The 24,891-nt window shown below is 47.3% G+C and carries 23 protein-coding genes and 1 tRNA gene; 17 read left to right on the forward strand and 7 right to left on the reverse strand.

The window, feature by feature from the left end; translation table 11 throughout:
* Nucleotides 1–42 precede the first annotated feature (42 nt).
* Complete coding sequence (yhbY, locus tag D0Y50_RS08655; protein WP_108566972.1) at nt 43–336, reverse strand: ribosome assembly RNA-binding protein YhbY; 294 nt, start codon at nt 334–336, stop codon at nt 43–45.
* Between the two features lie 92 nt (nt 337–428).
* On the opposite strand from yhbY, the gene rlmE reads away from it, so the two are divergent.
* The 12 genes from rlmE (at nt 429) to D0Y50_RS08720 (ending at nt 11,843) form a co-directional block, all read left to right on the forward strand.
* Nucleotides 429–1,058, forward strand: coding sequence for a 23S rRNA (uridine(2552)-2'-O)-methyltransferase RlmE (gene rlmE / locus D0Y50_RS08660; protein WP_108566973.1), 630 nt, complete (start codon nt 429–431; stop codon nt 1,056–1,058).
* Nucleotides 1,059–1,192: 134 nt separating this feature from the next.
* Nucleotides 1,193–3,142, forward strand: a complete 1,950-nt coding sequence (gene ftsH, locus D0Y50_RS08665) for an ATP-dependent zinc metalloprotease FtsH (protein ID WP_108566974.1) — start codon at nt 1,193–1,195, stop codon at nt 3,140–3,142.
* Nucleotides 3,143–3,241: 99 nt separating this feature from the next.
* The gene (gene folP / locus D0Y50_RS08670) at nt 3,242–4,069 is read left to right on the forward strand and encodes a dihydropteroate synthase (RefSeq protein ID WP_108566975.1); all 828 of its coding nucleotides are present in this window, start codon (nt 3,242–3,244) and stop codon (nt 4,067–4,069) included.
* A 14-nt stretch (nt 4,070–4,083) separates the two neighbouring features.
* On the forward strand, nt 4,084–5,427 hold the full coding sequence (glmM, locus tag D0Y50_RS08675) for a phosphoglucosamine mutase (RefSeq protein ID WP_108566976.1): 1,344 nt from the start codon (nt 4,084–4,086) through the stop codon (nt 5,425–5,427).
* A gap of 97 nt (nt 5,428–5,524) precedes the next feature.
* Entirely contained in the window at nt 5,525–6,265 is a 741-nt protein-coding gene (gene tpiA, locus D0Y50_RS08680) for a triose-phosphate isomerase (protein ID WP_108566977.1), read from the forward strand.
* A 10-nt stretch (nt 6,266–6,275) separates the two neighbouring features.
* Nucleotides 6,276–6,722: a preprotein translocase subunit SecG gene (gene secG, locus D0Y50_RS08685; protein ID WP_108566978.1), complete on the forward strand. Its 447-nt coding sequence runs from the start codon at nt 6,276–6,278 to the stop codon at nt 6,720–6,722.
* A gap of 8 nt (nt 6,723–6,730) precedes the next feature.
* Nucleotides 6,731–6,816: transfer RNA gene (locus tag D0Y50_RS08690), tRNA-Leu, on the forward strand.
* A gap of 529 nt (nt 6,817–7,345) precedes the next feature.
* Complete coding sequence (locus D0Y50_RS08700) at nt 7,346–7,996, forward strand: cupredoxin domain-containing protein (RefSeq protein WP_117316489.1); 651 nt, start codon at nt 7,346–7,348, stop codon at nt 7,994–7,996.
* Nucleotides 7,997–8,003: 7 nt separating this feature from the next.
* Complete coding sequence (locus D0Y50_RS08705; protein WP_147318232.1) at nt 8,004–10,367, forward strand: bifunctional diguanylate cyclase/phosphodiesterase; 2,364 nt, start codon at nt 8,004–8,006, stop codon at nt 10,365–10,367.
* A 38-nt stretch (nt 10,368–10,405) separates the two neighbouring features.
* On the forward strand, nt 10,406–11,209 hold the full coding sequence (locus D0Y50_RS08710) for a DUF3034 family protein (RefSeq protein ID WP_108566982.1): 804 nt from the start codon (nt 10,406–10,408) through the stop codon (nt 11,207–11,209).
* Nucleotides 11,203–11,619 (forward strand): group I truncated hemoglobin, encoded by a 417-nt coding sequence (locus tag D0Y50_RS08715; protein ID WP_108566983.1) that lies wholly within the window; start codon nt 11,203–11,205, stop codon nt 11,617–11,619. Before D0Y50_RS08710 ends, D0Y50_RS08715 begins: the two co-directional genes overlap by 7 nt.
* A gap of 65 nt (nt 11,620–11,684) precedes the next feature.
* Nucleotides 11,685–11,843 carry a YqaE/Pmp3 family membrane protein gene (locus D0Y50_RS08720; protein ID WP_108566984.1) on the forward strand — a complete coding sequence of 53 codons (159 nt, stop codon included), beginning with the start codon at nt 11,685–11,687 and terminating at the stop codon, nt 11,841–11,843.
* A gap of 543 nt (nt 11,844–12,386) precedes the next feature.
* On the opposite strand, the gene D0Y50_RS08725 is transcribed toward D0Y50_RS08720, so the two are convergent.
* The 5 genes from D0Y50_RS08725 to D0Y50_RS08745 form a co-directional block, all read right to left on the reverse strand.
* Nucleotides 12,387–13,706 (reverse strand): DUF2254 domain-containing protein, encoded by a 1,320-nt coding sequence (locus D0Y50_RS08725; RefSeq protein WP_108566985.1) that lies wholly within the window; start codon nt 13,704–13,706, stop codon nt 12,387–12,389.
* Nucleotides 13,707–13,717: 11 nt separating this feature from the next.
* Nucleotides 13,718–13,888, reverse strand: coding sequence for a DUF1328 domain-containing protein (locus tag D0Y50_RS08730; RefSeq protein WP_108566986.1), 171 nt, complete (start codon nt 13,886–13,888; stop codon nt 13,718–13,720).
* 43 nt (nt 13,889–13,931) lie between these two features.
* A complete protein-coding gene (locus D0Y50_RS08735) occupies nt 13,932–14,375 on the reverse strand; it encodes a hemerythrin domain-containing protein (protein WP_108566987.1) in 444 nt (147 codons plus the stop codon).
* Between the two features lie 192 nt (nt 14,376–14,567).
* Nucleotides 14,568–15,908 carry an NADP-specific glutamate dehydrogenase gene (gdhA, locus tag D0Y50_RS08740; protein WP_117316494.1) on the reverse strand — a complete coding sequence of 447 codons (1,341 nt, stop codon included), beginning with the start codon at nt 15,906–15,908 and terminating at the stop codon, nt 14,568–14,570.
* A 356-nt stretch (nt 15,909–16,264) separates the two neighbouring features.
* Nucleotides 16,265–17,905, reverse strand: a complete 1,641-nt coding sequence (locus D0Y50_RS08745; protein ID WP_117316496.1) for a diacylglycerol kinase family protein — start codon at nt 17,903–17,905, stop codon at nt 16,265–16,267.
* A 134-nt stretch (nt 17,906–18,039) separates the two neighbouring features.
* Between D0Y50_RS08745 and D0Y50_RS08750 the strand changes: the two genes are divergently transcribed.
* Both D0Y50_RS08750 and D0Y50_RS08755 read left to right on the forward strand, forming a co-directional pair.
* Nucleotides 18,040–18,579 (forward strand): DUF2878 domain-containing protein, encoded by a 540-nt coding sequence (locus D0Y50_RS08750; protein WP_117316498.1) that lies wholly within the window; start codon nt 18,040–18,042, stop codon nt 18,577–18,579.
* A 15-nt stretch (nt 18,580–18,594) separates the two neighbouring features.
* The gene (locus D0Y50_RS08755; protein WP_117316500.1) at nt 18,595–19,284 is read left to right on the forward strand and encodes an SDR family NAD(P)-dependent oxidoreductase; all 690 of its coding nucleotides are present in this window, start codon (nt 18,595–18,597) and stop codon (nt 19,282–19,284) included.
* Between the two features lie 737 nt (nt 19,285–20,021).
* Here D0Y50_RS08755 and D0Y50_RS08760 read toward each other — a convergent pair.
* Nucleotides 20,022–20,576 (reverse strand): hypothetical protein, encoded by a 555-nt coding sequence (locus D0Y50_RS08760; RefSeq protein ID WP_108566992.1) that lies wholly within the window; start codon nt 20,574–20,576, stop codon nt 20,022–20,024.
* A 700-nt stretch (nt 20,577–21,276) separates the two neighbouring features.
* Between D0Y50_RS08760 and D0Y50_RS08765 the strand changes: the two genes are divergently transcribed.
* From D0Y50_RS08765 to putP, 3 genes are all read left to right on the forward strand, one after another.
* On the forward strand, nt 21,277–21,990 hold the full coding sequence (locus tag D0Y50_RS08765) for a hypothetical protein (RefSeq protein ID WP_117316502.1): 714 nt from the start codon (nt 21,277–21,279) through the stop codon (nt 21,988–21,990).
* Between the two features lie 59 nt (nt 21,991–22,049).
* Nucleotides 22,050–23,048: a DNA topoisomerase IB gene (locus tag D0Y50_RS08770; protein ID WP_108566994.1), complete on the forward strand. Its 999-nt coding sequence runs from the start codon at nt 22,050–22,052 to the stop codon at nt 23,046–23,048.
* Between the two features lie 331 nt (nt 23,049–23,379).
* Nucleotides 23,380–24,879 carry a sodium/proline symporter PutP gene (putP, locus tag D0Y50_RS08775; protein ID WP_108566995.1) on the forward strand — a complete coding sequence of 500 codons (1,500 nt, stop codon included), beginning with the start codon at nt 23,380–23,382 and terminating at the stop codon, nt 24,877–24,879.
* The last annotated feature ends 12 nt before the right edge of the window (nt 24,880–24,891 follow it).

A 24,891-nucleotide genomic window follows, 5' to 3' on the forward strand; every position in this document is an offset into this window, starting at 1 on the left:
GATAACCATGGGGTAACAGTTTTTTAACCTGTTATGGTAAGCCTATTTTGGCAATTGTATTTTACGCTCTTCGGTAGGCCGGTATAATACCAGTACGTGGCCGATGACCTGCACTTTCACAGCTTCGGTTTCACGCACGATAGCATCATTGATTAGCGCTTTTTCTTCACGGTCATCGGTGGGCACTTTTACTTTAATCAATTCATGATGATTAAGTGCATTATCAATTTCGGCGACCACGCCTTCGGTTAAACCATTGCCGCCCAGTTGGACAACCGGCTTTAATGAATGGGCCAAGCCCTTGAGGAACTGCTTTTGTTTATTAGAAAGTTTCATTGCTCAAATTTCTTTAATTAATTAGCGTTTATATCTTGAAAACACGTATTCTAACGCCATCTTGACCTCAATCCCAATGACAAAGTTGCGTAATGACGAAAAAGAAACACTCAGCCAGTAGTAAGCGCTGGTTAACCGAGCATTTTAATGATCATTATGTGCAAAAAGCACAGAAGCAGGGGCTGCGTTCGCGCGCCGTTTTCAAGCTGGATGAAATTCAGCAAAAAGAGAACCTCATAAAACCAGGTATGACAGTGGTAGACCTGGGCGCTGCCCCCGGCAGCTGGTCCCATCGGGTACGTGAGCTGGTAGGCGATAACGGGCAGGTTATTGCCTGTGATATCCTGCCTATGGACCCCATCGCCGGAGTAGATTTTCTGCAAGGCGATTTTCGCGAGGAAGCCGTTCTTAACGCATTGTTGAACAGAATAGGCGGGAACAACGTAGATATTATATTGTCTGATATGGCACCTAATATGTCGGGCAATAACGCGGTAGATCAGGCCCAGTCCATGTATTTGTGTGAATTGGCGCTGGATATGTGCCATCAAGTGCTCAAACCTGGTGGGAATTTTGTAATAAAAGTTTTCCAGGGTGAAGGCTTTGATCCGTTTTTACATGCGTTGAGACAGTCTTTCTCAACGATTAAAACCCGAAAGCCCGATTCATCGCGGGCACGTTCGCGGGAAGTGTATCTGGTGGCTTGCAACTATAAAGTGTAGTAGGCTTACACAGAGCGAAGAAAGGAACGATTTCGTCCGGTTCAACCGGTTCTGGTGGCAGATAGCGTATACCTTGCTATGCTATTGTTGTCGGTTCCAACGGGTTTTTCCGGTTTTTTTAGAGGTTAGTAGCATTGAGCGATATGGCAAAGAATTTAATTTTATGGTTGGTAATTGCAGTAGTTCTTATGTCTGTCTTCCAGAGCTTTTCGCCTGGTGAGTCGACACGAGCACAGACCGATTACACAACCTTCTTGAAAGAAGCTAATCAGGGCAATATCCGTGAGGTTCGCATTGACAGTGAATCGCGGGAGATTCGCGGAACCAAGCGTTCTGGTGAAACATTTGTCACTTATATTCCTTATTTTGACGATAAGCTGGTGTCTGACCTTGCTGCCAAAGATGTTCGCATCTATGGCGAACCGCCTGAGAAACCTTCTATATTAACGTCAATTTTTATTTCGTGGTTCCCAATGCTTCTGCTTATTGGTGTATGGATTTTCTTCATGCGTCAAATGCAAGGTGGCGGTGGCCGTGGGGCAATGTCATTTGGTAAAAGCAAAGCGCGTTTGTTAGGTGAAGACCAGATTAAGACGACGTTTGCCGATGTTGCTGGCTGTGATGAAGCGAAAGAAGATGTTTCTGAGCTGGTAGACTTTTTGCGCGACCCCTCGAAGTTTCAGAAACTGGGCGGAAAAATTCCTAAAGGCGTACTGATGGTAGGCCCGCCTGGAACCGGTAAAACGTTGTTGGCGAAAGCCATAGCGGGTGAAGCAAAAGTACCGTTTTTCACTATTTCGGGTTCTGATTTTGTTGAAATGTTCGTGGGTGTGGGTGCATCCCGGGTTCGCGATATGTTTGAACAGGCGAAAAAGGCCGCGCCATGCATTATCTTTATTGACGAGATTGATGCAGTAGGTCGTCAACGTGGTGCTGGTTTGGGTGGTGGTCACGATGAACGTGAGCAGACGCTGAACCAGATGCTAGTTGAAATGGATGGCTTTGAAGGACATGAAGGGATTATCGTGATTGCTGCAACCAACCGTCCAGATGTGTTGGATCCAGCCTTGCTACGCCCCGGTCGTTTTGACCGTCAGGTAGTAGTGGGATTACCCGATATTCGTGGCCGTGAGCAAATTTTAAAAGTACACGTGCGTAAAGTGCCGGTGGCTGATGATGTCGAACCCAGTGTTATTGCCCGTGGTACGCCTGGATTTTCCGGGGCCGATCTGGCTAACCTGGTGAACGAAGCTGCGCTGTTTGCCGCCCGCTCTAACAAGCGTTTGGTGGGCATGGAAGAGTTTGACAAGGCAAAAGACAAAATCATGATGGGCGCTGAGCGCAAGTCAATGGTTATGTCGGAAGATGAAAAAGCCATGACGGCCTATCACGAAGCTGGTCATGCAATTGTGGGACGCCTGGTACCTGAACATGATCCTGTGTACAAGGTATCAATCATTCCCCGTGGCCGTGCATTAGGTGTGACTATGTATCTGCCCGAGAAAGATCGGGTAAGTCATTCCAAGCAGCATCTGGAAAGTATGATATCCAGTTTGTTTGGCGGCCGTATAGCTGAGCAAGTCATTTATGGTGACGATAAAGTGACTACAGGTGCGTCGAACGATATCGAACGGGCTACTGAAATTGCACGTAAGATGGTGACGCAGTGGGGCTTATCGAGCAAAATGGGCCCGATGTTGTATGCCGAAGATGAAGGTGAAGTATTTTTGGGTAAATCCATGTCTAAGGCATCAAGTATGTCTGATGACACGGCACGCGCCATAGATGCCGAAATTAAAGCCATCATTGATAGCAACTACGACCGTGCGAAGCAGATTCTGGAAGATAATGTGGATATTCTGCATACTATGAAAGATGCGCTAATGAAGTACGAAACCATCGATGCCAAACAAATTGATGACCTAATGAACCGTACAGATGTACGCCCACCGGCCGACTGGGATGATCGTACGCCATCTGGTGGTGACAAACCAAGCGGCGGCAAACCTGCCCGCGAAGGTGAAATCACTAACGATGGGGTAGATAAACCCTCGGTAGGTAAACCTGGTGACCTGCCAGGCTGATAAATAAATTTAACGCCAGCCTTAGTGCTGGCGTTTTTTATCATTTCACAACCACGCTATTGTGTTGTTCTCCTCATCTATTTTCGATCCGTTAATATCATGAAATTTAATTCCAAAGACCTCGATCTATCTACTCCCCAAGTAATGGGAATACTCAATACCACACCAGATTCATTTTCTGATGGAGGCCAGCATGATTGTTTTGATAGTGCTGTTCGTCATGCTGCGGGGATGGTAAAAAGCGGCGTTAGTTTTATAGATGTTGGTGGTGAGTCTACCCGACCAGGCGCACCTGAAGTGTCGGTTCAACAAGAACTGGATAGAGTTATACCTGTTATAGAAGCCATTCAGCAGCGCTTTGATGTAGTGATCTCTGTTGATACAAGTAAACCTGAGGTTATTACTGAAGCAGTGAGAGCTGGAGCGGCACTGATCAATGATGTTCGTGCGTTGCAAGCGCCGGGGGCTCTAGCTGCCGCGGTAAGCGCCCAGGTACCGGTATGTCTGATGCACATGCAAGGTGAGCCTAAAACAATGCAAAGTGCGCCTGTGTATCAAGACGTAGTGGGAGAGGTCACCGATTTTTTACGCCGACGCACCAATGCGTGTATAGACGCTGGTATAGATAAAGGTAACCTGATAGTGGACCCTGGCTATGGTTTTGGTAAATCATTAGCGCATAATTATTTGTTGCTGGCGCAATTATCCAAGATCCAGGTTTTGGGTTATCCAGTACTGGTTGGCATGTCGCGAAAATCGATGATTGGTAAGGTGTTACATAACGAGGTTCATGAACGGCTTGCCGGCAGTATTGCGCTAGCTACCTTGGCCGCGCAGGCCGGAGCAAATATTATCCGTGTTCATGATGTTCAGCAAACGATAGATGCGGTTAAAATTGTTAATCAATTTTTAGCAGTACAACAATAATTAAGGAGTCCACTGTGACAGAACGTAAGTATTTCGGTACCGATGGTATTCGCGGAAAAGTAGGCGAAAGCGCCATTAATCCGGAGTTTGTCACCAAATTAGGCTGGGCAGCAGGAAAAGTGCTGGCTGGCCAGGGCACTAATAAAGTACTTATAGGTAAAGACACCCGTATTTCCGGTTATATGCTTGAATCTGCTTTAGAAGCAGGATTATCGGCAGCCGGTATTAATATTGGCTTGCTAGGACCTATGCCAACGCCCGCCATTGCGTATCTGACGAAAACGTTCCGTTCTGAAGCAGGCATCGTAATAAGCGCTTCGCATAATCCTTATTACGATAATGGAATTAAGTTCTTCTCGGCTGACGGCTTTAAACTGGATGACGATATCGAGTTGGCCATTGAGGCGATGATGGACCAGCCGCTCGAATGTGTGGCATCAAACAAACTAGGTAAAGCGACACGGGTAGAAGATGCTGCAGGGCGTTACATTGAGTTTTGTAAGGGCACTTTTCCTTCGGACCTAAACCTTAAAGGGTTAAAGATTGTAGTAGATTGTGCCCACGGCGCTACGTATCACATTGCCCCAGATGTTCTGAGTGAATTAGGCGCCGATGTTATCGAAATCGGCACCACCCCAAATGGCCTGAATATTAACGACAAGGTCGGCGCTACCTCAATGCGCGCCATCGTGGATAAAGTACTTGAAGAAAAGGCAGACCTTGGGTTTGCGTTAGACGGTGATGGTGACCGGATTATGATGGTGGACCATTTAGGTAATATCCTGGATGGCGATCAGATTCTGTATATAGTGGCCCGAGATGCACTGAAGTGCGGGCGCCTGCAAGGGGGCGTGGTCGGTACGTTAATGACGAACCTGGCATTGGAAAATGCGCTGGCTAAATTAGGTATTCCGTTTGCACGCAGTAAAGTGGGCGATCGGTACGTAATGGAATTATTACAGCAAAAGGGCTGGGCAATTGGCGGCGAAAGCTCGGGCCATATATTAAACCTGAATCTGGCCTCTACCGGTGATGGTATGGTGGCCGGCCTGCAGGTAATTACGGCTATGTTGCGGGCGAACATGAATTTACACGATCTCAGTAGTGGCTTTGAGAAATACCCGCAAACATTGATTAATGTGCGATATGACGCCAGTGCCGGCAATCCGCTAGAGGATAGTCAGGTGGCCGAAGTAACGACACAGGCTGAAGCTTCTTTGGGTAAAACCGGACGTGTTTTATTACGTAAGAGTGGCACTGAACCACTGTTGCGGGTTATGGTTGAAGCTCAGGAGTCCTCCAGTTCTAAAAACTGGGCGGAAAAAATAGCAGAAGTTGTTCGTAAAGTGGCCAATTAATTGAATTTGAGAAAGTAATTCTATTATTGGACTTGTATAATGGGGCGGGAATCGTTAATATCTCGCCCGCTTTTATGACAGGGTAAGGTCTAGGCACATGACAAAAAGAACACCAATGGTTGCTGGAAACTGGAAGATGAATGGCTCAAGGTCATTAGTTGAAAGCTTCACCAATGTACTTAACAGCCATACGTTTGATAATATGGACGTGGTGGTGTGTCCTCCCGCCGGATTCTTATCGATGTTTGTAGCCCAAACCTATAGTCTTGGTGCACAAGATTGTAGTGCGCAGGATAACGGAGCGCATACTGGGGATAACTCAGTCCAGATGCTCAAGGAACTGGGGGCTAAGTACGTTATTGTTGGTCATTCTGAGCGTCGCCAGGACCATGACGAGAGCAACGAGACAGTCGCCCGCAAAGCTCATAAAGCTCTGGCTGACGGCCTGGTACCTATTATTTGTGTAGGTGAGTCACTAAAGATTCGTGAAGCCGGCCAGGTAAACGAATTTGTAGGCGAACAGCTTGGTGCCATTTTTGCTATATTGGATGCAGAGCAAGTTGGACAGTGCATCATTGCGTATGAACCAATCTGGGCTATTGGTACCGGCAAGACGGCCAGCCCAGAACAGGCGCAAGACGTTCACGCTTTTATCCGTGAGACATTAGCGAATTACCAAAGCGATTTGGCATTGAACACAAGACTGCTTTACGGTGGTAGCGTTAAACCTGATAATGCTGCACAATTATTTGCCCAACCCGATATTGACGGCGGGTTGATAGGGGGCGCAAGCCTCAACACAGACGATTTTATTGCAATTTGCCAAGCGGCAATTTGACGAGGAAGTTATGGTATACGAAGTACTATTAGTAGCGTACCTGATTGTAGCCCTGGTGCTGGTTGGATTTGTTTTAATACAGCAGGGTAAAGGTGCAGACATGGGAGCCTCGTTTGGCTCGGGCGGATCTAATACAGTATTTGGCTCATCTGGTTCGGGTAATTTTATGACCCGCACTACAGGTATCCTGGCGACTTTGTTTTTCCTGATCAGCCTGATTTTAGGTAACCTGACTGCTAATCGGGAAGAGTCTACAGACGGTTGGTCTGATCTTGGTTCGCAAAGTCAGTTAACCGTACCGGCAGAGCAGCAAAGCCCGGCCAAAAATCAAGACTCTGATATGCCGGTTACTGAAGATATGCCAACAAATGATTTACCCGCCACAGATAGCGCAGCGCCTCAGGGTGATATACCTGCTGCTGATGAAAATGCTGAAAAAGGCGATACACCAAATTAAGTAAATTTGCGGAAGTGGTGGAATTGGTAGACACGCCATCTTGAGGGGGTGGTGAGCATAGCTCGTGCGGGTTCAAGTCCCGCTTTCCGCACCAATTAATAAAAGGCTGCACTGCTAAGGTGCGGCCTTTTTTATGTTAACCCAAGCGGGTATTATCGTGCCTCGCCCCCAAACCTTCGGTAAAGCAAGTTCCCAGCTACGCGAATGCACTCAGGCTAGCCAGACATATTGCTGCATTAACCGGCGTGCACATACACACGTTAGCTTTATTCATCTCTTCCAGGTTTGACCGGCAACGCAGAAGCATCGTTATCTTTGAGTGTTGTATCTTATCTGCTTTAAGTATTTTCGCCCGGTGCTTAGCGGCCGTTTTGCGGCTATCCATTTGGCCCGGTGAACGGTCGCAAACTTCCCCTTGTGGCTTGGCTAAGTGCATGCCTATCATCTGTTTTCTATTATTTGTAGATAGTCTATGCGCGACCTCGCATTTTATTAAATCTCTACTAAGCTAAAAAATAAGATAATGAAAAACGTTAATTGCCCGACTGCGGGAACGCGTTGTAACGGACTTCTCAGTATTTATGTATAAATGGATTCTAACTGCGTGCTGGCTATACTTTCCTGTGAGCACAGCTGCCAGTGTAATAACCTTGCAGGACAAACACGGGAAACCGTTACCCAATGCGATTATTTCGGGGGGCTATAGTAGCCAGTCTACCCCCCCGCAGAGCGAACAGACCGTGCATCCCGTGCGGGAGATGCAGCAAAAGCATCGACAGTTCTTTCCCCATACGCTGGCCATCGCGGCCGGCGAAGCCGTCTCTTTTCCCAATAATGACAATACCCGGCATCATGTTTATAGCTTTTCCAGTGCTAAGGTTTTTAATTTAAAACTTTATGATAACCAGTTTGTACCCAGCGTGACGTTTGACACACCTGGGGTGGTGACGCTGGGCTGTAATATTCATGACCAGATGAAAGGTTTTATCTATGTCAGTAAGGGTGATGACTTTTGGGTCAGCGATGAGCAGGGTAAGGTATCCCTGCCCGATGATGTCCGCCGCTTTACAGTATGGCACCTGGCGTTGTCAGCAGACCATAATAGCAAGGTTAATTTCAATTACACTGCCCATGCCGCACCATTACCCAGTATTTTGATATTAGACACTGTCTTGGTTGTACCGGCCAAACCAGGTCAGCGATTTGGTCAGCGCACGTTTGGCCAGCAACCGCGCGGTGGGTCAACTAAAGGCCTGCGGCCGCTGGTGCAGTAGGTCCATAGTGGGAGTCTCTACCGTTAGCTTTCGCAAAAGCTTATTCCAGGTGGTCATTGGCAGTATCCTGCTAACGGCGATTGTAATTTTAGTCGCTGTATGGACGGCCACGCTTACCCTGGTATCTGAGCAGGCCAGCAGAATCCTGACGGTAGCCAGTGCGGTATTTACCAGTACCGTGAAGGAGCGGCAGCAACAGTTATTATCATCTGCCAGTGTATTAACCGCTGATTTTGGTTTTATCCAGGCTATTGCCAGCGGCGATGCCACCACCTTGTCTACCGCACTGAATAACCAGCGCCAGCGCATTGGCGCCGATTTTCTGTTCACGGTAACGCCGGATCGCACTATTGTATGTTCTCACCAGCCGTGTTTTTCCTATATAGACTTGCTTGACGATGAGGCCCCGTTTAATGAGTTATTAAGTACAGGGACTATCGGTAAATACCAGTTTATTGATGATGCGCTGGTACAATTGCTGTTGGTACCGGTAATCCGCGGCGGGGTAACAGCCATAGCAGGGCTGGGGTTTGTTATAGACGACCGTTTTTTGGCTGAATTATCTGCTATATCTCAGTCAGAAATTGTTATTGTACGTAACCTGGATAGGGGCCCACCTCCGGTTACCTCACCCAATCATCTGATAGCTGCCAGTCAAGGCCCTGACATGGCTAAGTATCTGTTGGATAGCCCCAGTTCATTAAGCTGGCTTGACGTTAGTCTGCAGCATACCACCGGCTTTATCGTCCGCTCTGTGGCTCTGCCGGAACAATCTGATATCGGCGTATCTATTGTAGTGGCCCATGATATCCGGGATCAGCTCGCCAGCTTTGCGACGTTGCAAATGACCGTATTGGCGCTATCCGCTTTAGCTATTAGCTTAGCGGTGACGGTGGCAATGTTTCAGGCTAAAAAGCTTAGCGAGCCTGTGCATCAACTGGTGAGTGCGGCCAAACGCATTGCTTCTGGCGATTATGGCTCGAACCTGACTATACGTCACACAGTGACTGAACTGGCTGTGTTGGCTGAGTCATTTGATACGATGCAAAGCCAGATTGTAGAACGTGAGCAGCGTATTCGTTATCAATCTGAACACGATCCCCTGACCGGATTATATAATCGCGCCAGGGCCGCCACCGTAATCAATGAGAAACTGGCTAGCCGATTACCTTTTCAGTGCCTGGCGCTTAAAATTGTGGCCTTTCGTACCGTCAACGACTTATACGGTTATGCAATCGGTGACTACTGCGTACAAATTCTGGCAAAACGCCTGTTACGCTGGCCTGGTCAGGCGGCTCGGTTATCCGGTGGAGAGATTTTATATATACCGGAACAGCCGCTGAACAATACTCAACTTGAAACATTAAAACTGATTCTTGAACAGCCGATTGAAAAATCTATTCTGGTTATTCCGATAAAAATCATGATTGCTAAAATTGCCTGCCCGGGCAAAGTAATCACCGCCGAAGATCTTTTTCGTAAAGTTAATATTGTGTTTGATGAGGCTACTCGCAATGAGCGATGGCTGGTGACCTACAAAGAAAGTATTGAAGCGAAATATTTGCGCCGGCTAGCCATTATTACCGAACTTAAGCAATCGCTGACTGCCGAGCGAAACGAGTTATCTATGGTATATCAACCTAAAATTAACTTGCAGACTATGCAGGTTGTCAGTGTTGAAGCTCTTATTCGGTGGGATAACCATACCCTGGGCAAGGTGCCCCCAGACGAATTCATTCAAATTGCTGAACGTGCCGGACTGATAGATCAGGTGACGCACTGGGTGGTTACCCAGACGCTTCAGCATCTTCGATATTTTCGTGATATGGGCTTTGCATTTACGGTAGCCATTAACCTATCTTCTCAAGACATACAGAACCCGGTAGTGTTTGAGCGCCTAAACCGGCAGCTATCTGAGCTAGGGCTATCAGCCAGTGATATTGAGCTGGAAATTACTGAAAGTGATCTACTGGCTGATGGTCCACACGCTTTCCAGACGCTACTCAATTTGAAAGCGCAGGGCTTTACTCTGGCAATTGACGATTTTGGTACAGGCTATTCTTCTTTGTCCTACCTGAAGAAATTGCCAGTAGACAATTTAAAGATAGATAAAAGTTTTGTGCTTAAATTATCTACTGATACTGATGATCAGCGTCTGGTCCATACCATTTTAAGTCTAGCCGCCATGTTTGAATTGAATGTCGTGGCTGAGGGGGTTGAAGATGAAGCCGCACTACACATCTTGCAAGAGTGGGGCTGTCAGGTTGCCCAAGGCTATTTTATCAGCAAGCCATTACCCTTACAGGAGTTATTAGTATGGTTAAGGGATACTGCCTATACGCCCAAAAATATTGGCACCGCACTTGGCTAGCCGGGCTTTGCTATTGTTTCGTCACGGCATCTCTGTGGATGCTAACAGCCGATAAGGCTATGGCAGGAGACGGTAAATTAATTGCTACGGCTGGCCTGCAGCAAGTTGAAGGGGCCGGCGGCGGCGGATTGGTACCCTGGGCCACATTAAGCGGCCATGACACCCGGGCCCAAACCTCGGGCAGTGTGTTTATGTCAAGATTACCCTTACCTGACTTTACGCTTACCGCGTACGGTGTTTCGCTGTCACTGTATGATAGGGTTGAATTGTCCGTAGCCAGACAAGAATTTGATATCGCATCGCTGGGTGAGCAGTTGGCCCAACAGATTGTTGGCGTAAAGGTCCGTTTGTATGGCGACCTGGTGTATTCCCGCTGGCCCCAGTTATCGGCTGGTGTGCAATATAAAAACACGCAGTACCCCCTCATCCCTCAAACACTGGGGGTGCAAAAAATGTCAGGTACCGATGCCTATATCGCTGCCACCAAAGTGCATCTTAATGCTATCGCGGGTAGAAATCTAATATGGAATACTACTATGTCCTACACGGATGCCAATCAGTTTGGATTGCTGGGTTTTGGAAATGCCAATGGCCACCAGCGACGTCTTCAATTTCAAGGTAGTATAGCGGTGTTGCTTACCCGCCAATTGGCAATCGGGTTTGAGTATCGGGAAAAACCCAATAATCTCCCGCTGCCTGAAGATAATGCATTGGATGTATTTGTTACATACATACCCTCCAAATACTTCAACATTACCGCTGCCTGGGTAGACCTGGGTCGCATTGCTGGGCAGTCTGATCAGCAAGGTTGGTATTTTTCTTTGGGGGGGCAGTTATGGTAAAACACCTGTTGATAAGTGCTGGGCTGCTGCTCCTCAGTGCTTGTGCTTCCTCTGGCCAAACAGCGTATGCCAGGCTAGGAGGGATGCCCGCCCTGTACGCGGTAACCGATAACTTTATTACCTTGATTGAACACGAACCGCGCATACTAAAATACTTCAAAGGCGTTGATATAGCTGAGTTTCGGCGTCATTTCGCGATACAATTATGTATGGAAACCGGTGGTCCCTGTGAGTATACAGGGCGCACAATGCAGGATGCACATGCAATGATGAATATCACTGAAGCTGACTTCAATCTTACGGTAGAGTTATTGATTAAGGCGGGTGAGCAGGCCGGTCTGGCAACCAGCGAAATAAATTATTTACTGATGAAATTAGCAACAATGCGTAAAGATATGCTGTATAAATAGTGTTGGCAGAGTCCTTGCTTTACTCTGGGTACTAAATGAAACTTTGAATAAAACGAGGAAACGTTATGGATATTATTCGAATTATACTGTCTATTCTATTACCCCCACTAGGCGTGTTTTTGCAGGTAGGTATTGGCGTGCAGTTCTGGATAAATGTAGTGCTAACTTTACTGGGTTATATTCCAGGTATCATCCACGCGATTTACATCATCGTAACCCGTTAGACCCTAGGTAATTCTTAACAGGCAGTACCGAAAGGTACTGCCTGTTCTATTTTCGTTGTTTTTATTCTTGTTGTTCTATCCTACCGTTATTTTGTACCTTGCCGGTAAGCCCCGCCAACCCCGTTAATTATGCGCGCGTGTATCCATCACTTTTACGTATGTTTGTCATATATCCCTGATAGTGCGATATATTGCTAGGGATTTCATTTTACCACCCGAAGCGTGGTGAGCGGACTAAAGCAATACTAATCACTACCACGCAAGCACAGCCATGCTAATCCAGTAACACTAAATCGAATGCGCTTATCACAAAAAATGCTAATGAGAACACTGCACTTACCGCGATACTGGGGATTGGGTAGCAGGGCGGCTAATTCAGTAGTAACAACGCTTATACCATTCAGGCTATCAGCTGGCCGGACGAACAAGCTAGGTCAATAAGTAAGGCTACTAACGTTGGGTTCATTGGTGACCACTACGCATTCTTGAGCTCACTAACTTAAACCCGTTAACGTAAACCCGCCAAGCCGCCGCTTACGTTAATTATTTGAAGGGGGTAAATGCTCGTTCCAGCTTATGTATGTCGGTGTCACTTTGTGAGGTGCTCATCACCAACTCGTAGGTAGCATTAGCCTGGGTAACAACCAGCTCGTTCGTTTGGCTGGGTAAATAATGTAACAGGGTTTTAAGGCAGCTGAGTATGTGTAAGCCGATAGCCATATGTGTACGGCCGGCCTGTCTGATTTGATTGAAGGCTTTATCTAGCACGCTATCCAAAGTAAAGGTTCGGCGTTTAATCCATAATTGGTTTTGTTTATGGGTGATACACGGCGCGGGAAAAGTGCGCTTGCTCATCGCCAGACAACAGGCGGTAAGCTTATCCAAACAGGATATCGCGGTAACCGGATCGTTAATACCGGGTGAGAGCGCCCGAAGAGCAAGCTCAACTAATTGCCCAATGGCAAATTCAGGATCTTGTATCGGCGTTCGCTGCGCCCCTAATACAATATTTTCCAACAGCCCGGAGAGCTTTGCCGAATTATGGTTATACCGACTATGCACCGTAATGACCGGCGTATCCGGAAACACATAGTCGCCGGGGCGAATGTGAATATCTAATCCTTCAACCCCTTCAATATCAGTGGACAATAATTCATCGATATTAACGGTTTGTACGTAACCAGTCTTGGGGAAATTCAAGTCAATTTTAAACGCGGACTCTCCCAGCAATTGCTCGGGGATAGCCATATAATCAGCATCATTCAACGTAGCCGGAAGGTGATTGTCGATATCGTCTAAACAGTCGGTGTAACACCGGTGAATTACCTCGTCAGCCTGAATAAAGCGGGCGATATGATGTATAAAATAGACGATAGCAAAGGTATTAATTGTCACTAATACCACCGACAAGCCACTGAGCAAATTCATTGCCGCTTGTTCAGGCTCATTGCCGCTGACCTTATGCAATGAAAACATGCAGAACAAAAATGTGGAAACCAACAGCCCTAATACAATCTGCGTTCCCTTATCATACATAAAAGTACGCAATAGACGCGGTCCAAACTGCGATGACGCCATGGTAAGCGCAACAATAGTCATGGAGAAGGCAATACTGGTAGCGGTAATGGTGGCAGAGGCGATAGTGGTAAGAATTTGATGGGACCCATCACGCGATACATCCGGCAAATGCGCAACTACCCACTCACTTAGCATAGGGTAGGCCATAGCCTGAAGACTAAGGGCGTAAAAACAAAAGGACAAGAGCATCATACATACCGGAATGAACCAGTAGCTGGTGCTAATGCCCTCCAACCACGTCCCCAAACGTGTGACAATAATCGTTTGGCGCGTTTTTATACTCATTTACCCTTCGCTTATCTCTTTTTACCTTTTAAGACCGAGGCTACAAGAGAAATGACTAACAGTACCACAAAGACGAAGAATAAGAACTGTGCGATCGACGTTGCCGTACCTGCTACGCCACCAAAGCCAAATATGGCTGCCACAATAGCAATTACTAAAAATATTAAAGCCCAACGTAACATAATGTTTCTCCAATGTTTTAAAGCCAAAAGTGGCTTGTCCTAATTAATGTTTTGCTAACTCTTTTTGCATTTCTTCACGATAATCAACCGCGAGGTTTTTAAGCTCACTGGCAGACAATACTTTCTCAGCAACATCGAAGAACTCTTGTTCTTCATCAGCCAGATGGTGCTCAACTTTTTCCTGTAACGTTTTCAAATGCGTTAACCAGCCTGGCGAGCTCATGTCCGTTTCCTCAAGGGTTTCAATCAGCTCGTCAATCTCATGGTGTTCGGCAATGCCATGTCGAGACAAATCAATTGCATCATCTGAGGCCATTAGCGGCGCGTAAAAGTAGCGCTCCTCTGCCACCGCATGGCTTTCTAACTGCTCTTTTAACTCTTTAAAGTAATCGTGTCGGGCTGGGGTATCACCACTCGTTTCAGCCAGTATCTTTAATAAAGAACGCTGTTTTTCGTGGTCTTCTTTCAGTTCTTCAAAAATCTTCATCAGATGCTCCAGCTTTACCGATATTTGTAATATTTATTTCAGAATTGCTAAGGCTATTGCTAGAATTATTCCAACTTTTCGATTTCTATTAAACCGTGCAAAAACAGATAGATAAAAAGATTTTTCAGGGTTGGGGGAACCCTGAAAAATGGAGCAGGGGGAAGTTATTACACGCATTTTGCAAATAGTGAGTTATATGCCCTGGGCCACCATTGCATCAGCCAACCGTTTAAAACCGGCAATATTGGCCCCTTTCGCATAATTGGTGCGGCCGTTGTGCGTACCTTCTTCCACCATCTTTTGGTGAATATCACGCATAATTTGTTGCAACGTTTTATCTATCTGCGAATAGGAATCTCGCTGGAATGAGGCATTCTGCGCCATTTCCATACCTGAAATAGCCACGCCACCAGCGTTGGCTGCTTTGCCTGGCACAAACGGAATATGGTGCTGTTCAAAAACTTTGCGTGCGGCATCAGTGCATGGCATGTTTGCGCCTTCCAGTATAAAAGCCACGTCATTGTGGACCAATGTCTGGGCAGCATCTTCATCCAGTTCGTTCTGGGTAGCACACGGTAGCGCGATATCCATAGGGGCATCCCACGGTGTTTTACCATCATGCCAGTCGCCGCCGGCATGCTCTTGTAAGGCCGTGAGAATATTGTCTTCGTTAGCTTTATGCGCGATCGCCCATTGAATATCTGCTTCGCTAAATCCGTTATTATTCACTATACACCCCCGGCTGTTCGACAGACTTACTACCGTAGCCCCTAACTGAGCGGCGCGCAGTGCGGCGTGCAGCGCAACATTACCGGCGCCGGAAATACCTATGCGCAGCCCCTCAATCGCCTGTTGGTGATGCTCAAGCACTGCCTGTAGCATATAGATAAGTCCAAAACCGGTAGCCTCTGTTCTGACATGGCTGCCGCCGAAGCTTAACCCCTTGCCGGTTAGTGTTCCGCTGAAGCGATTATGGATATTTCGATACTGTCCATACATATAACCTATTTCGCGGGCCCCGACATTGATATCGCCGGCTGGTACGTCAGTATTGGGGCCGATATGGTGTTGTAACTCTGTCATAAATGTCTGGCAAAAGCGCATGATCTCGTGTTGGGAGCGCCCCTTTGGGTTAAAATCAGATCCACCTTTAGCGCCCCCCATCGGTAATCCCGTCAGAGCGTTTTTAAAGGACTGTTCGAATGCCAGAAATTTCAGAATGGATTCATTAACCGTAGGATGAAACCGTAGGCCGCCTTTATATGGACCTATTAACCCACTATGCTGTACCCGCCACCCCTGATTAAATTCAACCTTACCGGCATCATTTAGCCAGCACACTGAAAAATGGATAATACGCTCCGGTACCGTTAAGCGGCGTAATACGTCAAACTGTTGGTACTCCTCGTTTGCGTTGTATACGTCGATAATGTCTCCGGCAATTTCTCTGGTGGCCTGAAGGTACTCCTGCTGGTCAGGATGACGCTGCGATATCCACTCATCAAAGGCATTGAAATTAGACTCAAAACTCATAAACCGTTTCCCGTTAACGTTAGACATTGTTTATGGATACCGGAATTTACAGCACAATGATCAGCCGCGCCGGGCTAGCCATTCGGTGGCGCCAGGCAGGGCGGTCAGCGCAACGAACGTTGAACTGGCGGAAGAGGGGGCCGCAGGCGGCCCCCTATGATGTGCCAAACAGGCTCACTGCCGTGGCCCGCGTTGCCAGGTTTATTTCAAGCTTGCAAACAGTGCCAGCGGGCGTTACACAACGCAGGTTTTATGCAGTAACAAGGCAGGTTTTATGCAGTAAATTGAGGAGGGGAATACCCACTAATCAAGGCCGACATAGATGCCGGCCTTTTGCTAAGACGCTATATCGCGGATTATTGGCTCTTTTCTTCGCTCAGCGGGGCATAAGAAAATACCCGCAAACTTGCCGGGTCAGTCGTAATTTTCACTGTATCGGCCTGCAGTATTTCGCCATCAAGGGCATAGTCACCGCTATCGGGTAACGTGATCATGATGGTTTTAGCCTGTCGATGACGTATACGCTCGGATTGCTTTTTACTTTGCGCATCAGTGAATACAAGTTCCGCCAATGACAAAAATTGCTGATCAGCATCTGTTTGTGGCTCGAGCCAGGTAATATCCAGTTTTCCATCGGTCATATCTGGTTCATCACCGCCCTGCGCCAAGGCGGTAGTCACCGGCGCCGCGTTGGCCACAACGAATGAGGGGGTATCAATGGTTTGGGCCGGTTCATCGTCAAACGCCACCTGTAACGACATCTTATTATTTTGGCCAATGGCTTCCCACAATCCCCGCAAATACGCAAACTGGCCCCCTTCGTTTTTCTGTGACCGGTCGGCAGAAGAAATCATCTGTTGTTCAAAGCCCACAGCGGCTACCAGTAACATAAGTTTATCGTTGCAACGGGCGGTATCTACCGTCATTTTATGCCCCTCGATAATCACATCGCAGGCGTGGCTGATAGGCACTAACTTCGAATAATAGCCGTGCACCACCTGGCTCAGCGCATTGGCCGTACCCAACGGAATGATACCCAAGGTAACATCACGATCTATACACGCCTGGGCTACTTCGGTAATGGTACCGTCACCGCCGCAAGCCACTACAATATCGCAACCATCACTGATGGCTTGTTCTGCCAATGCAGAGCCGTCTATATCCTCGGTCGTTTCGTGCACGCTAACCCGGAAATTTGGATTAAGCTGCGCCAGAATATCGTTTTTTTCTTGTTTCCACTTGCCGCCGCCGGCAACCGGATTAGCGATCAGCGCCAGGCTGTGGGTTAACGAAAGGCGGCCACCATGCTTAATTTTTTTAAGCGACTTTAATTGCCGTTTATTTAAACGCGCAGTGGAGCGAATAGATTGAATCTGGTTCAGCGCATCGATAACCGATAATGTATTGTCTCGAGCTAAAAGATAGGCTGCCATAGTGAGTACCGAACGTCCGCGGCCTAATGCGCAATGTACTACCACCTTACGCCCTGACTTAATTTGCTGGTCAATCCAATTAATCGCGGTATTGAGCTGATCTTCGTTGGGGCTGGTGTGATCTAGAACAGGTAAATTAAGATACGCCAAATCCAGTTTATAGGCGGTCCAGTCCAAGCCGTCAAACTCAGCGGTAACATCTAAAATAGCGGTGACCCCATTTTCTTTCATGTGCTCTATGTCTTTGCCACCCAACCGACATGCCAGAAATAAGTGCTCGTCAATCTTTTGAATGGCCGGCACTTTATCGTACTTGCGGGCGAAATGATTATAGGCCCCGGTTCCGAGTAAAAATGGAATAAACAGCCATCTGATATAAAACGGGATTGACCCGTCCTCGCGTTTACGAAACAGGGCAGGGTAGTTGAAGATATAAGCAAAACTAACCGTGCCCAAAGAAAATGCTATCCAGGCTAGTAACACCTGAATAATAACCACAGGAACAACAAAGGCCAGTGCGATAGCCAGGCACATCCCTAACAGGTAATACTTAACCATTTTCAAGCGCTTCACCCCTTCATCTGACAACAGTATCGGACGGTCACTGAACCGCCCCGGTTAATGTGCGTAACAATGATCACTCTCTACATTTTTGTAAAATGTGATGTTCGCAAAACCTAATATGCAGAAAATTTGCCATGAGTATCAATAGCGTAAATAAGCTGGTTAATTTTGTCTGGTTTCAGGCTATCTGGATACTGGCTATTTTCACCCAATATGACTATTGGTGGGCCATGCTCATACTTCTGGCAGGCTATTTCGTTGTTACCAGCAAACCCATAGAAGATGCCCTGTGTATGGTTATTGTGGTTACGCTGGGAGGAATAACGGATAGTGTATTAACCCTGCTTAACGTATTTGCGTTTTCCAGCTTCACACTGCTGCTACCAATTCCATTTTGGTTGTTGGCTTTATGGGCCGGTTTTGCCCTTACCCTGGGCAACAGTTTGAATTATTTACAGGGAAGACCCGTAATCTGTGCCGTATTGGGCGCCCTCTCGGGTCCACTAAGTTATTGGGCCGGCGAACGTTTTCACGCCGTCTCGTTCGGCTATTCGCTGCCGGGCACATTAGCAGTGTTGGCGTTGGTATGGGCAGCGTTGTTTCCCTTATGTATGTATATAGACGAGCATTGCCGTAAAGCAATGCAGCGAAAATCCTTAAGTAATGCACATTAACCAACAGGAGACATTATGACCCCCATTGTATTTGTAACCGGAGGGAATCGCGGCATCGGACAGGAAATCGTCAGAGGCTATGCTCAGGAGGGCTGTAAAGTGCTGCTGGGATGTCGCAATGAGGAAGACGGCGAAAAAGTCAAAAAAGATATCGTGGGTGCAGACATCCAGATTATCGAAATGGACTTATCTAATGATCAGGATATCGTCGATCGTATTGTACGGGCCGAAGCGGTTTATGGGCGAATTGATGTTTTGGTCAATAATGCCGGTGTAATGGATGATGCCGATTGGCAGGAATTACGCCCGGCCAAACTCAAACGCTCTATGCAAGTGCATGTGAACGGGCCGTTGAATCTGATGCAGACGTTGTTGCCGGGAATGATTGAACGCAATTATGGCCGCATCATCAATGTATCTTCCGGCTGGGGCTCGTTTAACGAGGGTATGGAAGGCCCGCTGGCGTATGCGGTCAGTAAAGCAGCGCTTAACGCACTAACGTTGAAATTAGCCAATGGCATAGATAGTGATAAAAATATCAAGATTAACGCAATGTGTCCTGGCTGGGTACATACCCGAATGGGTGGTCGGGACGCGCCGCGCACTCCAGAAGAAGGCGCTGAGACAGCGATATGGTTGGGACTGTTAGATAAAGACGGGCCTACCGGAAAATTCTTCCGGGATAAAAAAGAGATCAGCTGGTAGTGTAAAGGGCACCTATTAATTGCATTGATGGGCGTCGGCTACACGCAGCACCTCCGGCTATAGGCGGGCAGTGAGCATTGTCTGCCTATAGCCTGGCCAAATGGCTACTCGTGGGGGGGGGCCAAAGAATCAGGTGAGGACGGTGGACATTTAACTCTGCCCAGCGCATGTATACCCATTCCCCGTGAGCCACCCGTAACATAGTAGTCTCGACAGCCACCCTTTACCACACCGTGTAGCGTTTACCTGTTACACATCTCGGTCATTATTGCTTTGAAGCACTCGCGCTCAACGCGAGGGGATCAATGGGTAAATGCCGTAGTAGAAACCCTTATTCGTACTTTCACGCGGGTGGGATTTTAGCCGTCACCCCACGTGAGCTGCTCAATCGTTGAGGGCACTGCATATCACTCGCGAGCATGTAAAGGCAACCGCTAGAAGCATTGTTTGGGCATCGCGTTATTTTCGTTTGGCTTTGAGCTTGGCCAATAGATAAAGGCCTGGCCGCGTACTTATCTTCATATCCGTTTGTTATCTGATGCTTTATAAAGGGTTGTCTTTACCCTTTTCCAGTCATCTTTTTCAACACCTAACTCGACACCTAGCTCAACACCTAAGAGCAAATAAGCTAACATATATATTTGTTACCTAGTATGTAAAAAGGCCCGCTTTAGCGGGCCGATAGAAGGGTATCAATGGCAGGGCGTCAACAGCAGCCAGCTCGCCTGCGCGGCGCATCAGGAAATCGCTTCCACTACCTTATGGCTTCGGTGAGACAGCAATTCGCTGATTTTTGCAGCTGATTGGTTTTTGCGAAGATTAACCACCACAGCGTAATGCTTACGGCGCAACGCATGGCGCACAGTATCAATAATTTCGCTTCGGTCAGGGCGCAAACTGATTAACCCGGCCACAAATAACCCTACAAAAATACCGGGGCTAATCATTGCAATGTAGGTAAACAATGGATTGTTCTGAGTGAGCTGCGGTCCAAAGTTAACTAACGCCCACGCAACTGCCAAGCCCAATGCCAAACCAAATGCCCCCAGCCAAAGATGGGCGCGCCACATATGCTTACCCAGTTTATTGCTGTCATCTTCAATTTTTCGACCAAAGTCGCTATCTTGGGGGTCAATCAAAGTAATTTGTTGAGCATCGATATGGGCAGTCGTGGTCAGGGCGCTAACAGATTCCCGTGCATCCTGCTCAGTTTCAAAAACTGCCGCAATCTGGGTTAGCCGAGAGGCCATTACCGCATCGCGCATTTCATCTAATGTAGACCTGTCACTCATACATTCACCACTTCTTGTGTTTACTACACCGTCAACAACACAGCTTTTAGAACCTGTTCGGCCAATTCATAGAGCCATTGAGCCTTGTTCACAGCGGTGCAAAACCATTTTGCCTGAGATGTATTAAACAAGACTTGTACCTAAATATTTAACTGCATGATAAATAGAGATTTTGCTGCTGTTGTCAGGAAAAATGAAAGTCTATAGAGGTAATGTCTCAGGTAACATTTGCTTAACGCCTGCAAAAATTTCCTGTCAGCGATGTTTTCCTCTTAATCAAACTTACTGTGTTTTACGCCGCGAGGGCAGGTGGCAAAGCTCATTAAAAGGTTGTAGCCAACTCTGGCAAAAACATTGCAGTCCCTCGCAAGGTCCGCAGTGGAATAAATCTTATCCGGTGGCGAGCACGTGATTTCTAGATTGCGGGTAGGGAAGTCCAGGGTCAAGCCTGCCCCCGCGCATTTAGTGAACGGGTGGCTATGACGTGTCGGGCGGTTTTGACGTTGATAAACTGTCGTTCGCGGGGTAGCCGTTACGATTAGGTCAGTAACGCTGGTCAACCGTGCTATATCCGCCAGGTATGCAGTGAATAGACCCAATTATCTTAAGTAGTAGCAATACTTTTGCACAACGGACAGGGGAATGCGTTTTTGCCCTAGGCGCCGGGACATTTTTGTCATTAATTACAAGGACCAATGTCATGATTCTTTCCAATATCCGGTTATCAGCTAAAACATCATCCGGTGCTTCATTGGCTAGTGATGCTGACATTTCGCAAGAAGCTGTCGGCTCCCACAGGGGTGGGCACGCGTCGGATAATAAACCTGCTACTTTTACCATGGCACTGATTTATGCTGGAGAGGACGATATCGCTAGCGCTGTTGACTTGGAAAAAGGAGCCCAGAGCAGGGCCGTTGCGGTAGAGCGATATACGCTTGGTCAGGCAGACGAAAGTATTGCTCAGCTAAGTCGGCATAATGCGCTTATCTTTACCGATGCCTGTTTAGCCAGTGCACAAAAAGCGCATCTAGCGCGTTTTATCGACCAGTGTGTGTTACAGATAAATGAAGATAAATGGCGCGAAGCGATAGGCGGTCTGTACACCCCCCATACGTTATGCCGAAAGAGCATGGCGGCGCGCATTACTATAGCGCAGTTCTTCAAGCGCTTTAACATGATAACCGTAGATACCGAATACCCTGCGCACGCAGAGCCTGGCGCCGGGTTAGCCGCTATACCGACAAGTACCGTTAGTCAGGCTGGTTCGCTGGACACCGGTTCGGTTAATGCCCAACCTGACTCCCGGCCATTGGCCACCACATCCACGCCAGCCTCGTTACCTTCAGCAGCGTATCTGTTTGGTCAGCACGTGGCTGAGCTTATTAAATACTGGCGCAGCCAGTTCACTACCTGATACAGACTCTTTTACGATTACATCATTCGCTGTATCGCAGTTTAGACAAAGGACAATAAATGGCGCAACCGGAACGTAATATCAGACGGGTCAGACGTGGCAAAGGGTTTGAATATTTTTATCCGTCTGGACGTAAAATATCTGGACAACGCGTTATTCAACGCATCGCTAAGTTAGGAATTCCGCCGCGCTGGCAGGATGTGCGTATCGCCCAAGACAAAGATGCTGACCTGCAGGCTACCGGATATGACATGAAGGGGCGAAAGCAATATATTTATCATACTGAATGGCACGCCCGGCAACAGCAAGCGAAGTTTTCCCGTTTAGCCGAGTTCGGCCAGGCGCTCCCCGCGTTTCGGGAATATTGCTGGTCGCACGTGAATCAACAAAAGTGGCGTGAAGATAAAACACTCGCGTTGGTCTGTTTGTTGCTCGACCACACCGGTTTACGAGCCGGCAACCGGCAGTACACTACCCAAAATAATACGCACGGCCTTACCACTTTACGCCGTAAGCATGTCCAGCATGACGATTCAGCCACCCGGTTATCGTTTATCGGTAAGCACAACAAACCCAGAGACGTAGAAATAGATGATCCTCGCTTAGCCGAGTTGGTGGCCCAAAGCGCTGAAGCGCAGGGCTACGCGTTATTTCGTTATGAAGATGGCCAAGGCCAGTGGCACGATGTGGACTCCGATGACGTGAATAGTTTTATTCACCAACATTTAGGTGAGGCGTTTTCATGCAAGGATTTTCGTACCTGGGGTGCCAGTCGCTTTGGTTTGTTTTCACTGCCGGATGTAGACCTTATTGTACGCGAGAATTCGCGGCGCTCATGGCCTGCCACACTGACCTCGCACGTAGCTAAAATGCTGGGTAATACACCGGCAGTGTGCCGCCAATATTATCTGCACCCTCAATTGGTAAAATTAGTCGAAAACGATCAGCCCAGGGTGAAAACCATCGATGAAGTTCGCCGTATTGTTGAAAAACAGGGGCTCAGTGATGCCTCAGTCAGCGCCACCGAAAAGCTATTACATTCAATAATTAAAATTTAAGGGGTTCAATATCAAATTCAATTGAAATGAATATTATTGCAGCTAACTCTAATGAAAATAGCTTTGTTAACTACGTATTAACATTATATTTTCTGCTACCTATCAGAATTCAAAGTATGAAAAACAAGGCTTGTAGGGACGTATAGCAAGATTCACAATGTTAACAGGGCAGTAATAGGCATTCTGTCGGCAAGCAGTATTTAGTTAGACATAAACGCTTCTATTATTTGCAATTAAATACTTGTGACTGATATAGTTAGAACTCAAATTAAAGGGCGGGTGTCGTTACCTCGTCAGTTTTTTCACCAATACAGGAGTGTTTCCCCACACTATGCCTATAGAAAGTTATATTTCGCTGGCAATCTATTTTCTTGCGATGCTGGGAATTGGGTTATTTGCATATCGTGAGTCCACCGGAGATATCTCTGGCTATATTTTAGGTGGACGGCAGGTAAGTCCACAGGTAACCGCATTATCAGCCGGTGCTTCTGACATGAGTGGTTGGATGCTAATGGGGTTACCTGGTGCAATGTATGTTACAGGCTTTGATGCGATGTACATTGCAATCGGACTGGTAGCGGGGGCGCTGGCCAACTATCTGCTGGTGGCGCCTAAGCTGCGCGTATACACCGAAGTCGCCGACGACTCCCTTACCGTTCCCGAGTTTTTTGCTAAGCGCTTTGGTCAAAAAAATGCGCCAGTTCGCATTGTTTCCGCAATTATTATTGTGATGTTTTTCACCTTGTATACCTCGGCTGGCCTGGTAGCAGGTGGCAAGCTGTTTGAAAGTGCCTTTAATGTGCAGTATCAGTGGGGCTTAATTATTACCCTTGGTGTCGTCGTATCTTACACATTATTGGGCGGGTTCTTAGCGGTTAGCATGACTGACTTTGTACAAGGGTGCATCATGTTTATTGCTTTGGTGCTGGTACCGATAGTGGCATTTAACCAGTTTGATAGTGCAGCACAAATGAACGCGGCAGCAGCTGAGTCGGTCCCTGGCTTATTTGAATCGTTTGAGGCGATGACGTGGGTAGGTATTGTGTCGAGTCTGGCGTGGGGGTTAGGTTATTTCGGCCAGCCACATATTATTGTCAGGTTCATGGCCATCCGGTCGGTTAAAGCAGTGCCCACCGCTCGTAATATTGGCATGTCCTGGATGTTGGTGACTATCGTAGGCGCCCTAGCCACAGGCTTTGTAGGTATTGCATACGCCAACCAATTTGGCTTGCAGGTCGACGATCCGGAAACGATATTTATTTTGTTTTCACAAATTTTATTTCACCCCATCATTAGTGGTTTTTTAATGGCGGCAATCCTGGCTGCAATAATGAGTACAATTTCTTCGCAACTGCTGGTATCAGCCAGCTCGCTAACCGAAGACATTTATCGTGTGCTGAGCAGCAAGCAGGTTGACGACCAAAAAACGGTTACTATTGGCCGGTATGGTGTAGGTGGGGTGGCAATTGCAGCATTATTACTGGCGCTGGACTCATCCAATTCTATACTGTCTTTAGTGAGTAATGCGTGGGCAGGATTTGGCGCTGCGTTTGGTCCATTAGTCCTGTTTTGTCTGTATAAAAAGGACCTGACGCAAAATGCAGCTCTGGCAGGCATTATTGCCGGCGCCGTTACTGTGCTGTTTTGGATTTATGCGCCTGTCCTGGCCGACGGCCAGACGCTAAGCAGTATAATTTATGAAATTATTCCAGGGTTTGTGGTAAGCACTATCACGCTATGGGTGGTGAGCTTATTAGATACAGCCCCCGACGAGCGGGTGCGTAATATGTATACACAAGCTAGTCAGGAACTTGCAGAACAACAGTCTTAAGGTGATTAATAC

The sequence above is a fragment of the Salinimonas sediminis genome, from assembly GCF_003429285.1.
Lineage (GTDB): Bacteria > Pseudomonadota > Gammaproteobacteria > Enterobacterales > Alteromonadaceae > Alteromonas > Alteromonas indica.